The organism is Pseudomonas sp. P5_B3, from assembly GCF_056400405.1.
Genome location: NZ_JBFULI010000057.1, coordinates 1 through 12251, shown reverse-complemented (window position 1 = coordinate 12251; position 12251 = coordinate 1). Strand labels below are relative to the sequence as shown.

General features: G+C 59.0%; 13 protein-coding genes. 10 read left to right on the top strand and 3 right to left on the bottom strand.

The annotated features are described in order from the left end of the window. Window positions 1-213: 213 nt before the first annotated feature. From AC1DRN_RS25155 to AC1DRN_RS25135, 5 genes are read left to right on the top strand one after another with little or no spacing between them, the layout of a single operon-like run. On the top strand, window positions 214-996 hold the full coding sequence (locus tag AC1DRN_RS25155; protein ID WP_223463178.1) for a transporter substrate-binding domain-containing protein: 783 nt from the start codon (window positions 214-216) through the stop codon (window positions 994-996). Window positions 997-1052: 56 nt separating this feature from the next. Further along, on the top strand, window positions 1053-1781 hold the full coding sequence (locus tag AC1DRN_RS25150; protein ID WP_223463177.1) for an ABC transporter permease: 729 nt from the start codon (window positions 1053-1055) through the stop codon (window positions 1779-1781). Beyond that, complete coding sequence (locus AC1DRN_RS25145) at window positions 1778-2488, top strand: ABC transporter permease (protein ID WP_108216706.1); 711 nt, start codon at window positions 1778-1780, stop codon at window positions 2486-2488. The genes AC1DRN_RS25150 and AC1DRN_RS25145 overlap by 4 nt, the downstream gene beginning before the upstream one ends. A 27-nt stretch (window positions 2489-2515) precedes the next feature. Then, entirely contained in the window at window positions 2516-3634 is a 1119-nt protein-coding gene (locus tag AC1DRN_RS25140; protein WP_223463176.1) for a succinylglutamate desuccinylase/aspartoacylase family protein, read from the top strand. Window positions 3635-3647: 13 nt separating this feature from the next. Continuing rightward, window positions 3648-4412: an ABC transporter ATP-binding protein gene (locus AC1DRN_RS25135; protein WP_223463175.1), complete on the top strand. Its 765-nt coding sequence runs from the start codon at window positions 3648-3650 to the stop codon at window positions 4410-4412. A 128-nt stretch (window positions 4413-4540) separates the two neighbouring features. Here AC1DRN_RS25135 and AC1DRN_RS25130 read toward each other — a convergent pair whose 3' ends face one another. Next, window positions 4541-4750 (bottom strand): hypothetical protein, encoded by a 210-nt coding sequence (locus AC1DRN_RS25130; RefSeq protein ID WP_223463174.1) that lies wholly within the window; start codon window positions 4748-4750, stop codon window positions 4541-4543. 107 nt (window positions 4751-4857) lie between these two features. Continuing rightward, complete coding sequence (gene dcd, locus AC1DRN_RS25125; protein WP_007940589.1) at window positions 4858-5424, bottom strand: dCTP deaminase; 567 nt, start codon at window positions 5422-5424, stop codon at window positions 4858-4860. Window positions 5425-5777: 353 nt separating this feature from the next. Between dcd and AC1DRN_RS25120 the strand changes: the two genes are divergently transcribed. Further along, window positions 5778-5987 carry a cold-shock protein gene (locus AC1DRN_RS25120; RefSeq protein ID WP_002554837.1) on the top strand — a complete coding sequence of 70 codons (210 nt, stop codon included), beginning with the start codon at window positions 5778-5780 and terminating at the stop codon, window positions 5985-5987. Between the two features lie 85 nt (window positions 5988-6072). Here the strand turns inward: AC1DRN_RS25120 and AC1DRN_RS25115 are convergent, their stop codons facing one another. Beyond that, entirely contained in the window at window positions 6073-7080 is a 1008-nt protein-coding gene (locus AC1DRN_RS25115) for a DUF481 domain-containing protein (protein WP_223463173.1), read from the bottom strand. 163 nt (window positions 7081-7243) lie between these two features. Between AC1DRN_RS25115 and AC1DRN_RS25110 the strand changes: the two genes are divergently transcribed. From AC1DRN_RS25110 to AC1DRN_RS25095, 4 genes are all read left to right on the top strand, one after another. Further along, a complete protein-coding gene (locus AC1DRN_RS25110; RefSeq protein ID WP_007971652.1) occupies window positions 7244-7597 on the top strand; it encodes an MGMT family protein in 354 nt (117 codons plus the stop codon). A 44-nt stretch (window positions 7598-7641) separates the two neighbouring features. Beyond that, window positions 7642-9201, top strand: a complete 1560-nt coding sequence (locus tag AC1DRN_RS25105) for an AmpG family muropeptide MFS transporter (protein ID WP_223463172.1) — start codon at window positions 7642-7644, stop codon at window positions 9199-9201. Between the two features lie 143 nt (window positions 9202-9344). Next, a complete protein-coding gene (locus AC1DRN_RS25100) occupies window positions 9345-11060 on the top strand; it encodes a proline--tRNA ligase (protein ID WP_223463171.1) in 1716 nt (571 codons plus the stop codon). A gap of 19 nt (window positions 11061-11079) precedes the next feature. Further along, on the top strand, window positions 11080-12033 hold the full coding sequence (locus AC1DRN_RS25095) for a hypothetical protein (protein ID WP_223463170.1): 954 nt from the start codon (window positions 11080-11082) through the stop codon (window positions 12031-12033). Window positions 12034-12251 lie beyond the last annotated feature (218 nt).

The window sequence follows — 12251 nt, the reverse complement described above, 5'->3', positions numbered from 1 at the left end:
CCGCGAATTTTTTTCTTTTTGAACCGAACGGGTGCGGCCATTTCCCTGCGCCCGTTTTCGTGCATAAATCTGTCTCCGGCTATTTCCAGACACCTTTTAAAACGCTTGTTCGGCACACTGGTTCGGAAATTGCTACTTTCAACAGGTCTTACGCTTTCCAGTAACAATAATTCTGCGCTACAAGCGCTCATATTGGTTTTTAGGGATTGAATAATGAAAAAAGCATTGCTGACCCTTTCTGCACTGGCGTTGTGCATGGCTGCTGGTTCCGCCATGGCGAAGGAGTACAAAGAACTGCGCTTCGGCGTTGACCCTTCCTACGCACCGTTCGAGTCGAAAGCGGCCGATGGCAGCCTGGTAGGCTTTGACATCGATCTGGGGAACGCGATCTGCGCCGAGTTGAAGGTCAAGTGCAAATGGGTCGAAAGTGACTTCGACGGCATGATTCCCGGCCTCAAAGCCAATAAATTCGACGGTGTGATCTCGTCGATGACCGTGACCCCGGCCCGTGAAAAAGTCATCGACTTCTCCAGCGAGCTGTTTTCCGGCCCAACCGCTTACGTGTCCAAGAAAGGTTCCGGCGTGACCGCAGACGTCGCGTCACTCAAGGGCAAAACCGTCGGCTACGAACAAGGCACCATTCAGGAAGCCTATGCCAAAGCCATTCTGGACAAGGCCGGCGTAAAAACCCAGGCCTACGCCAACCAGGATCAGGTCTACGCCGACTTGACTTCCGGTCGTCTCGACGCAGGGATCCAGGACATGCTGCAAGCCGAACTGGGCTTTCTGAAGTCGCCACAGGGTGCCGACTACGAAGTCAGCAAGCCGGTCGACAATGAGCTGCTGCCGGCCAAAACAGCGGTCGGTATTAAGAAAGGTAACACCGAGCTGAAAGCACTTTTGGATAAAGGTATCAAAGCGTTACACGATGATGGCACCTACACCACCATTCAGAAGAAACACTTTGGCGATCTGAATCTGTACAGCGGCAAATAATGCCCGGCGCCCATCTCTGGATGGGCGCTTTTTTCATCCGATCAGGCTGCTGATTTATGTTTGAAAACCTACTGGAAAATCTGGGGCTCTCTGCCTTCAGCCTCAAGGGCTTCGGTCCGCTGCTGATGCAAGGCACCTGGATGACGATCAAATTGTCGGCGTTATCGCTGTTGGTAGCCGTGTTGCTCGGTCTGCTCGGCGCCAGTGCCAAGTTGTCAAAAGTCAAACTGATGCGCTTGCCTGCCCAGCTCTACACCACGCTCATTCGCGGCGTTCCGGACCTGGTCCTGATGCTGCTGATTTTCTACAGTCTGCAAACCTGGCTGACCTCGTTTACCGATTACATGGAATGGGAATACATCGAAATCAACCCGTTCAGCGCCGGGGTCATTACCCTGGGCTTCATCTACGGTGCGTATTTCACCGAAACCTTCCGTGGCGCGATTCTCGCCGTCCCACGGGGTCAGGTCGAAGCGGCCACCGCCTATGGCCTCAAGCGCGGCCAGCGTTTCTGGATCGTGGTGTTCCCACAGATGATGCGTTATGCCCTGCCGGGCATCGGTAACAACTGGATGGTGATGCTCAAGGCCACCGCGCTGGTGTCGATCATCGGCCTCGCCGATCTGGTCAAGGCTGCCCAGGACGCCGGCAAAAGCAGCTATCAGCTGTTTTACTTCCTGGTACTTGCCGCGCTGATCTATCTGGTGATCACCAGCGCGTCCAACTTCATTCTGCGCTGGCTTGAACGTCGTTACTCCGCCGGTACCCGGGAGGCCGTACGATGATCGAACTCCTGCAGGAATACTGGAAACCCTTCCTTTACAGCGACGGCAATAACATCACCGGTCTGGCCATGACCATGTGGTTGCTCAGCGCATCGATCTTCTTCGGTTTCATCGTCTCGATTCCACTGTCTATCGCCCGGGTTTCACCGCGCCTCTACATTCGCTGGCCGGTGCAGTTCTACACCTACCTGTTCCGTGGCACGCCGTTGTATATCCAGTTGCTGATCTGCTACACCGGCATTTACAGCCTGGCCGCGGTGCGCGCACAACCGCTGCTCGACAGTTTCTTCCGCGATGCGATGAACTGCACCATCCTGGCCTTCGCCCTGAACACCTGCGCCTACACCACAGAGATTTTCGCCGGGGCCATCCGCAGCATGGCCCACGGTGAAGTGGAAGCGGCCAAGGCTTACGGGCTGACCGGATGGAAGCTCTACGCCTATGTGATCATGCCGTCGGCCCTGCGTCGTTCGTTGCCGTACTACAGCAACGAAGTGATCCTGATGCTGCACTCGACCACCGTGGCCTTCACCGCGACCATCCCGGACATCCTGAAAGTCGCGCGGGACGCCAACTCGGCGACCTTCCTGACCTTCCAGTCGTTCGGCATCGCCGCGCTGATCTACCTGACCGTCACTTTTGCGCTGGTCGGCCTGTTCCGCCTTGCCGAACGCCGATGGCTGGCCTTCCTCGGGCCGACCCACTAGGGCTCAACCTGCTTCAGGAAACAACAGATGCGCCACCAGATACATGACCTGCTGGCCCCGCTGCCGGGGACCGCACGACAGATCCACAGTTTTCACTTCGGCCCACAACCGGCCAACGGCAAGATCTACATCCAGGCCTCCCTGCACGCCGATGAAATACCCGGCATGCTGGTGGCCTGGCACCTCAAGCAACGCCTGGCGGAGCTGGAAGCCGCCGGTCGCCTGCGCAGCGAAATCGTGCTGGTGCCCATCGCCAACCCGGTGGGCCTGGAACAGGTGCTGATGGATGTGCCGCTGGGCCGCTACGAGCTGGAAAGCGGCCAGAACTTCAACCGCTGGTTCGTCGACTTAAGTGAAGAAGTCGGCAACGCGATCGAAGACCAACTCGGTGAAGATCCGCAGCACAACCGGCAATTGATCCGCAGCAGCCTGCGCGATGCGCTGGCCCGGCAGACCGCCAACACCCAATTGCAATCCCAGCGCCTGACCCTGCAACGGCTGGCCTGCGATGCCGACATGGTGCTCGACCTGCATTGTGATTTCGAAGCGGTCGCACACCTGTACACCACGCCGCAGGCTTGGCCACAGGTCGAGCCACTGGCCCGCTACATCGGCGCCGAAGCCAGCCTGTTGGCGACCGATTCCGGTGGCCAGTCGTTCGACGAATGCTTCACCCTGCTCTGGTGGCAGTTGAAGGAACGCTTCGGCGAACACTTCGACATTCCACCAGGCAGTTTTTCGGTGACCGTCGAATTGCGCGGCCAGGGCGACGTCAATCACCCGCTGGCAAGCCTCGACTGTCAGGCGTTGATCGACTACCTGATCCATTTCGGCGCGATCGCCGGCGAACCCGCGCCCCTGCCCGACCTGCCCTGGCCGGCGACACCGCTGGCCGGTGTAGAACCGGTGGCCACGCCCGTCGGCGGGTTGCTGGTGTTCACCGCGCTGCCGGGCCAGTACCTGGAGGCCGGGCAACTGATCGCCGAGATCATTGATCCGATCAGCGATCGCGTCACTCCCGTTCATTGCTCCGCCGCCGGGTTGATGTACGCCCGTTCGCTGCGCCGCATGGCCACTGCCGGCATGGTGATCGCCCACGTCGCGGGCACCGAAGCCTATCGCAGCGGCTATCTACTTTCGCCTTGAGGATGCACGCCCCATGTACAAATTGACCATCGAAGGCCTGCATAAGAGCTATGGCGATCATGAAGTCCTCAAAGGTGTTTCACTCAAGGCCAACACCGGCGACGTCATCAGCCTGATCGGCGCCAGCGGCTCGGGTAAAAGCACCTTCCTGCGTTGCATCAACTTCCTGGAACAACCCAACGACGGCGCCATGAGCCTCGACGGGCAGAACATCCGCATGATCAAGGATCGTCACGGCATGCACGTGGCCGACGCCAATGAACTGCAGCGAATTCGCACTCGCCTGGCCATGGTGTTCCAGCACTTCAACCTGTGGAGCCACATGACGGTGCTGGAAAACATCACCATGGCCCCGCGGCGGGTGCTGGGGTGCGACAGGAAAGAAGCCGAGGACCGCGCCCGGCGCTACCTCGACAAGGTGGGACTGGCCTCCCGTGTAGCGGACCAATACCCGGCATTCCTGTCCGGCGGTCAGCAACAACGGGTTGCGATTGCCCGCGCACTGGCCATGGAGCCGGAAGTCATGCTGTTCGACGAACCAACCTCCGCGCTGGACCCGGAACTGGTGGGTGAAGTGCTCAAGGTGATCCAGGGCCTGGCCGAAGAAGGCCGGACCATGATCATGGTGACCCACGAAATGAGCTTTGCGCGCAAAGTGTCGAGCCAGGTGCTGTTTCTGCACCAGGGTCTGGTTGAAGAAGAAGGCGCGCCAGAAGACGTGCTGGGCAATCCGAAAAGCGAGCGGTTGAAGCAGTTCCTGAGTGGCAACCTGAAGTAACGCCAACTGCAAAACCTGTGGGAGCGAGCCTGCTCGCGATTGCGGTGTAACAGTCACAATGAAGCTGACTGAACCACCGCAATCGCGAGCAGGCTCGCTCCTACATTTGATTGGTAGTGTCCGGATTATCAGACAACAGGCGCAGGCGGTGGCTCATCCGGCAGGGTCGGCTCACCTGGCTCGTTAGGCTGTTCGTTCGGGGTATCAGGGTCGGGTTGACCTGGAATCCCGCCAGCCGGGATGACCGAGGGAAGCGCCAACAAGGACCAGGCCAGAACGCCAACCTGATTGGGTTCAAACCTTGCCAGTTCGGCACTGATTCGCGGATCGATCTTCATTCGGCACTCCTGAGCGATGGCCCGACCCGCCTTGCGCGGATCGGAGCAGTACACTCCATAGAGTGTACGCCCGCCCAGGAATTCCCGGCATTTGTCGGACGGTTGACTCAGGTGCGAGGCAGGGTTACGCCACGCTGGCCTTGGTACTTGCCGCCACGGTCCTTGTAGGACACTTCACATTCTTCGTCAGACTCGAGGAACAGCATCTGCGCCACGCCTTCGTTCGCGTAGATTTTCGCCGGCAGATTGGTGGTGTTGGAGAATTCAAGGGTCACGTGACCTTCCCACTCAGGCTCGAGCGGCGTGACGTTGACGATGATGCCGCAGCGCGCGTAGGTGCTTTTACCCAGGCAAATGGTCAAGACATTGCGCGGAATGCGGAAGTATTCGACGGTGCTGGCCAGGGCGAAGGAATTAGGCGGAATGATGCACACGTCGCTGTGGATGTCGACGAAGCTGCCGGCATCGAAGTTCTTCGGATCGACGATGGCCGAATTGATGTTGGTGAACACCTTGAAGTGATTAGTGCAACGCACGTCGTAGCCGTAGCTCGACACGCCGTAGGAGATCACACGGCTATCGTCGCTGCCGCGCATCTGGCGCTCGACGAAAGGCTCGATCATGCCGTGTTCCTGCGCCATGCGGCGAATCCACTTGTCCGATTTGATGCTCATGGCGGGTGTCCTGAATAGCGAGGTCGAAAAATTCTGTCCGGCATCTTACCGGGCGCGCCGCCGGGTTCAAAGTCCGCGGTGCAATTCTCGCCGAACAGGCAGGAATTACCTGCGCTGGCGACGAACCGTCGCACCGCCGATCCTTAAATCAGAGAAACCTTCGCAAGAAGCATTGGCACGTCCCGGAAAAAGGGTTAAGGTGGCGTCACTGTGCTGCTTGTGTCACTGAGAATCTCTACACGATATGTTGAATTTCGATCCAACCATCTACAAGAATTTTTCCTGCTCTTTGCACTCAGTCTCGGCCAGGGTTCTTCCTGAGTCGCAGTTATCTTTGTTCAAGGAGTTACACCATGTCTAATCGCCAAACCGGTACCGTTAAGTGGTTCAACGATGAAAAAGGCTTCGGCTTCATCACCCCACAATCCGGTGACGACCTGTTCGTTCACTTCAAAGCTATCCAGTCCGACGGCTTCAAAAGCCTGAAAGAAGGCCAACAGGTTTCTTTCATCGCTACCCGCGGTCAGAAAGGCATGCAAGCTGAAGAAGTTCAAGTTATCTAACTTGTACTTGCTTTAGTAAGAAGCCCCGCCCTCAACAGCGGGGCTTTTTTGTGGGCGGGTGTTTTTGTCCGCACAAAAAAATTTCTTACCAGGTCACGCCAAATCCCGCGGTGTAGCGCGTCTTGTCCAGATCCGCATCGTCGGTGCCGCTGATGATGTCCCGCTCCGCCTTCAGGTTCAGCGAAGCCCATTCGGTCACCTTGTAGCGCAACCCCATCTCGGCATCGAGTGCGTAGTCGGCCACACCCGACAGCGGCTTGCCGACCTCACCACTGGTGAAGAACTCGACACGTTTACCGACCAGGTAGCGGTTGTAATCCCACGTCATGGCCAGGGCGTAGAAATTGTCCTTGCTGCCATCGGAGAATTCAAAGTCCGTGCGGTTGACCAGCGAGCCAAGGGAAAACGCCCCGAGTTCGTCATCCCAGAACTGATAGCCGGGGCCCGTACCGACAGTGCGCTGACGGGAAAGGTCTTCGACCTTGTCGCGCTTGTAGACCAGGCGCCCCTGCCAGAACCATTGATCGGTCAGGAATCGGTCGATGGAGTACTCGGCCCGCCAGTTGTCCGTGGTCACCACGTCGTCCTGGAACTCACGGTTGTATTCACCTTCAGCGGTGTGCCGCCAGCGACCGTGTCGCGCACTGGTCTTGAAGTCGATGTCGTAGTCATCGGTGTCGTTTTCCGCCCGCTGATAGTCCAGCGCGATATCGACGTTGCCTTTCCACACCAGATCCTCGACCACCGGCTTTGGCTTGAGAATCTGCTGGATGCTCGCCAGTTCGACCGTCTTCGGCACTTCGCCGTTGGCCAGCGTCACCTTGCCGGCGTCCGCTGCTTTCAGCGACTTGGCTTTCTCGCCAGTGTAGGCATCCTGCTTGACCAACAATTCCTGATCGCTTTCCAGGGTCTTGACCTGTTTCCAGTCGATCGTCACCGCACCGGCGTACTCGGTCTGGATCAGCAGCCTGCCGCCATCGAACAGCGTGATCTTGCCGCTCAGCTTGTCACCGTTCTTCAACCACACGGTATCGGCCAGCAAGGGAGTGGAAGCACCAAGTACGGCGAGACACAGCAGGGATCTGGACAACATAAGCAAAATACAGGCTCAGGTTTGCGAGAAAAGTCGGCATTATCCGTAGGAATAAGGATCTGACAATGACTGACCCGACTATTTTTGTTGAGTTCATTTCTCAACCGTCTGTACAGGATTTACTCTACAGATGGTAAAGCAGACTTCTTCAGGACTGACGGACGTGACCGATCCAACCGATGAACCCGAGAGTGCGGCGCAAATCCGACGCACGGCGCTGTATCTGACACTGGCGCAAGTTCCCGAGGGCAAAGTCGTCAGCTACGGTCAACTGGCCGAGCTTGCAGGACTGGGTCGCGCCGCGCGCTGGGTCGGCCGCACCCTCAGCCAATTGCCGAGCGACAGCAAATTGCCCTGGCATCGCGTTCTGGGTGCAAACGGGCGTATCAGCCTGCCGGTCGGCAGCCCTTCGGGCGATGAGCAGCGCGCACGATTACGCATGGAGGGCATCAGTGTCCTGAATAATCGTGTTGATATTCAGCGCCATGGCTGGCGTCCGGTAGAGCACAGCGGTTAGAGTGCGCGCTTTGTTTCCGTATTTCTTGAGGCAGACTCCAGCCCATGCCCCGTAAAACCTGGCGCGCCGCGCTCGCCGCTTATGCCAGCCCTTCGACACTCGTGCTGTTGCTGCTTGGGTTCGCCGCCGGCCTGCCCTACATGCTGGTGTTTTCGACGCTTTCAGTCTGGCTGCGTGAAGCCGGCGTGGCGCGTGAAACCATCGGTTATGCAAGCCTGATTGGCCTGGCATATGCCTTCAAATGGGTCTGGTCACCGTTGCTCGACCAATGGCGACTGCCGTTGCTCGGCAAACTCGGTCGACGACGATCCTGGCTCGTGCTGTCCCAGGCACTGGTCATCCTTGGCCTGATCGGGATGGGTTTCTGCGATCCGCAAAAGCATTTGTCCTGGCTGATCGCCATTGCCGTGGTCGTCGCTTTCGCATCAGCGACGCAGGATATTGCGGTAGACGCCTATCGCCTGGAAATCGCCGAAGACAATCGTCAGGCCGCCCTGGCCGCCAGCTACATGTCCGGCTACCGGGTCGCTGCGCTGCTGGCGACTGCAGGCGCGCTGTACTTCGCCGAGGGCTTTGGCTCCACCGGCTTCAACTACAAGCATTCGGCCTGGGCCGGCACTTACATTCTGTTCGGGGTACTGATGGTCCCGGCACTGCTGACTTCCATATTCATGCGCGAACCTCCCGTGCCGCTGCGCACGCAACTGCAGGCCGGGCGCTACAGCTTCGTGCATCAACTGGCCTCGGTGTTCGTGCTGATCATATTGCTGGTGTCCGTGCCGGCCATGTTCACCCAGCTCTACTACACCGACTTCGCCAGCGTACTGTTCGAAGGCGTGAGCGTGCTCGACCTGCTGCTCGAAGACCGCGCATTCCTGCGGGCCATCCTCTATATCACGCTCACCGCCCTGTGCCTCTCGTCCATGGGCCGTCGCGGCCTGGCACCCGTGCTCACGCCGATCAACGACTTCATCCTGCGATACCGCTGGCAAGCGCTGCTGCTGCTCGGCTTGATCGCCACCTATCGGATGTCCGATACGGTCATGGGCGTGATGGCCAACGTGTTCTACATCGACCAGGGCTTCACCAAGGACCAGATCGCCAGCGTCAGCAAAATCTTCGGCCTGATCATGACCCTGGTGGGTGCCGGCATGGGCGGCCTGCTGATCGTGCGTTTCGGCATCCTGCCGATCCTGTTCATCGGCGGCGTCGCATCCGCGGCGACCAACATTCTGTTCCTGCTGCTCGCCGACATGGGCCCCAACCTGAACATGCTGGTGCTGACCATCTCCCTGGACAACTTCAGTTCAGGCCTGGCGACTTCGGCGTTCGTCGCCTACCTGTCGAGTCTGACCAACCTCAAGTTCTCCGCCACCCAATACGCCCTGCTCAGCTCGATCATGCTGTTGCTGCCGCGCCTGATCGGCGGCTACTCCGGGGTCATGGTGGAAAAATTCGGTTACCACAACTTCTTCCTGATCACCGCCCTGCTGGGCGTCCCGACCTTGTTGTTGATCGCCTTGCACTGGTTCCAGGAGAACCGCCGCGCAGGTCCGACACCGACACCGGAACCGGTGCAGACCCCGGTCGCCGAAGAATCGTAAAATCTTTTCGCAGGAAGAATCGCGGAGGGCCGTGTGAATCGCGCCCTCCTGCCACACCACCGACCGCACGCCTGTACGCCAGCGGTTCTCGCCCGTACAATGCTCCGTCATTTCTCGTCATCAGCAATCGATAACGGCCAACCATGCGCACCAGTCAATTTTTGCTCGCCACACAAAAAGAAACGCCTTCCGACGCGGTCGTGATCAGCCACCAGCTGATGCTGCGCGCCGGCATGATCCGCAAACTCGCCTCGGGCCTGTACACCTGGCTGCCGATGGGCTTGCGGGTAATGCGCAAGGTCGAAGCCGTCGTTCGCGAAGAAATGAACGCCGCCGGCTCTCTCGAAGTGTTGATGCCGAGCACGCAACCGGCTGAGCTGTGGCAGGAATCCGGGCGCTGGGAAGAGTACGGCCCTGAATTGCTGCGCTTCAAGGATCGCCACGGTCGCGACTTCTGCGCAGGCCCCACCCACGAAGAAGTCATCACCGATCTGATGCGCAACGAATTGAGCAGCTACAAGCAGCTGCCGATCAACCTGTACCAGATCCAGACCAAATTCCGTGACGAAATCCGCCCACGCTTCGGCTTGATGCGTGGCCGCGAATTCATCATGAAGGACGCCTACTCGTTCCACGCCGACCAGCCTTCGCTGCAAGTCACCTACGACCGCATGCACCAGGCTTACTGCAACGTGTTCACCCGTCTGGGCCTGAGGTTCCGCCCTGTCGAAGCCGACAACGGTTCCATCGGCGGCGCCGGCTCCCACGAGTTCCACGTTCTGGCCGAATCGGGCGAAGACGACATCGTCTTCAGTAACGGTTCCGACTACGCGGCGAACATCGAGAAAGCCGAGGCCGTGCCACGGGAAACCTCGCGCGCCGCTCCGACCGAAGAACTGCGCCTGGTCGACACGCCGAATGCCAAGACCATTGCGCAACTGGTCGAAGGCTTCAACCTGCCGATCGAGAAAACCATCAAGACCCTCGTGGTGCACGCTGAAGAGAAAGGCAAGCTGATTGCCCTGATCATCCGTGGCGACCATGAGCTGAATGAAATCAAGGCAGCCAACCAGCCAGGCGTTGCCAGCCCGCTGGTCATGGCCTCGGAAAGCGAACTGCGCGACGCCATTGGCGCCGGTGCCGGTTCCCTGGGTCCGTTGAACCTGCCGCTGCCGATCATCATCGACCGTTCGGTCGAACTGATGAGCGACTTCGGCATCGGCGCCAACATCGACGACAAACACTACTTCGGCGTGAACTGGGAACGCGACTTGCCTGTTCCGACCGTTGCCGACCTGCGCAACGTCGTGGCCGGCGACCCGAGCCCGGACGGCAAAGGCACCCTGGAAATCAAGCGCGGCATCGAAGTCGGGCACATCTTCCAGCTGGGCAACAAGTACAGCAAAGCGATGAAGTGCGAAGTGCTGGGCGAAAACGGCAAGCCGGTCACCCTGGAAATGGGCTGCTACGGCATCGGCGTGTCCCGCGTGGTAGCGGCTGCCATCGAGCAGAACAACGACGAAAACGGGATCATCTGGAGCGACACCCTCGCGCCTTTCCAGATCGCCCTGGTGCCGCTGCGCTACGAAACCGAACAGGTTCGTGAAGCCACCGACAAGCTGTACGCGCAACTCACCGCTGCCGGCTTCGAAGTGCTGCTCGACGACCGCGACAAGAAAACCAGCCCGGGCATCAAGTTCGCGGACATGGAGCTGATCGGCATTCCACACCGGATCGTGGTCAGCGACCGCGGCCTGGCCGAAGGCAACCTGGAATACAAGAGCCGCACCGAGGCCGATGCGCAAGCGCTGCCGGTCGACGACGTACTGTCGTTCCTTCAGGCCCGCATCCGCCGCTGATACCAGACATAGAGGCGTCATGTTCAAGCGAAACACCTTAGGCCTCAGTGGTGCCGCCTTGTGCGGCACCCTACTGGTCAGCGGCTGTGCCAACCACATGTCACAACGCAGCGAGCAAGAGGAACGTGTCGAGCGCAAACTGCTCGATCACAGCCTGCAGATCGATGTCGGTGAGCCCAAGGTGCTTGAGCTGCCGCAACGGCGGGTGAAAATTCACGAGCAGAAGACTTTCGAAGTCACCGAGTACGAAGTCACACGTCACTACGACCGCTATACGCCGTACCAACCCTGGCGGGAGATTTACGAAATCCCGCTGGGCGCGGTGGCCGTGGTGGCGGGTGTCGGTGCCAACGTGGTCAATGTGTTCGCCCTCGGCAATCTGCCGGACAGCGTGACCAAGGATTGGCTGAGCTACGGTTTCGCCGGGCTCAACCCGTTCATGAACGTGCAGTCCCACGGTCGCGCGCAGCAGAACCTGGCCGGCATTGATGAAGTCCAGCGCGACAAGCGTACGGAGTACTCAAGCCTGCCCTGGAGCGAGCGCCCGGTCGAGGTCAAGGCCGGCAAGGAAACCTTCGAGCTGACCACCGACAAAAACGGCGTGTTACGCCTGAATCTGTTGGACAACCCGTTCGCCGAACATGACATCAATCATCTGAGCCGCTTGCTGATCCGTGTTGAGGATGCCCAGGGCAACGTGCACAACGATTCCACCCTGGTCATCAGCAGCAACTTGCGCAGCAAGCTTTATGAGGCCCACGGGTTGATTTATGACGATCTCGAAGGCGATGAAGTCAGCCAATGGGTCCACCGGGTCAAACGCCTGTCGGAGCTGGGTCTTGAAGAGGAAGCCAGTGAGCTGGAACAGAGCCTGATCGAACTGACGCGCAATGATCCTGAATTGCAGACCGAATTCCTCAAGTCACTGGCCCGCAATGGCGAGCGACTGGTGGCGAATCCGGGGCTGAACTAAACCCCAATCGGCATAGGGGACGGCCTTCATAGACCGTACCCCTGCCACACCACCCGGCATGCGGGTCCGCACCGGGCGGTTCGAGGGATTGAGGTCAGGAGAGACGTGGAAGTCCCAAGCGATCAAACCACGCGAGATTAAGCACCCAATTCAAGGCCCATCGACTGTTGTCCCACCAACGACGGGTGTTACATGCCACTTTCTGGGCGACTTCTTTA

Coding starts and splice junctions, on each gene's coding strand:
- AC1DRN_RS25155 (WP_223463178.1), top strand. CDS start 214: ATGAAAAAAGCATTGCTGACCCTTTCTGCACTGGCGTTGTGCATGGCT.
- AC1DRN_RS25150 (WP_223463177.1), top strand. CDS start 1,053: ATGTTTGAAAACCTACTGGAAAATCTGGGGCTCTCTGCCTTCAGCCTC.
- AC1DRN_RS25145 (WP_108216706.1), top strand. CDS start 1,778: ATGATCGAACTCCTGCAGGAATACTGGAAACCCTTCCTTTACAGCGAC.
- AC1DRN_RS25140 (WP_223463176.1), top strand. CDS start 2,516: ATGCGCCACCAGATACATGACCTGCTGGCCCCGCTGCCGGGGACCGCA.
- AC1DRN_RS25135 (WP_223463175.1), top strand. CDS start 3,648: ATGTACAAATTGACCATCGAAGGCCTGCATAAGAGCTATGGCGATCAT.
- AC1DRN_RS25130 (WP_223463174.1), bottom strand. CDS start 4,750: ATGAAGATCGATCCGCGAATCAGTGCCGAACTGGCAAGGTTTGAACCC.
- dcd (WP_007940589.1), bottom strand. CDS start 5,424: ATGAGCATCAAATCGGACAAGTGGATTCGCCGCATGGCGCAGGAACAC.
- AC1DRN_RS25120 (WP_002554837.1), top strand. CDS start 5,778: ATGTCTAATCGCCAAACCGGTACCGTTAAGTGGTTCAACGATGAAAAA.
- AC1DRN_RS25115 (WP_223463173.1), bottom strand. CDS start 7,080: ATGTTGTCCAGATCCCTGCTGTGTCTCGCCGTACTTGGTGCTTCCACT.
- AC1DRN_RS25105 (WP_223463172.1), top strand. CDS start 7,642: ATGCCCCGTAAAACCTGGCGCGCCGCGCTCGCCGCTTATGCCAGCCCT.
- AC1DRN_RS25100 (WP_223463171.1), top strand. CDS start 9,345: ATGCGCACCAGTCAATTTTTGCTCGCCACACAAAAAGAAACGCCTTCC.
- AC1DRN_RS25095 (WP_223463170.1), top strand. CDS start 11,080: ATGTTCAAGCGAAACACCTTAGGCCTCAGTGGTGCCGCCTTGTGCGGC.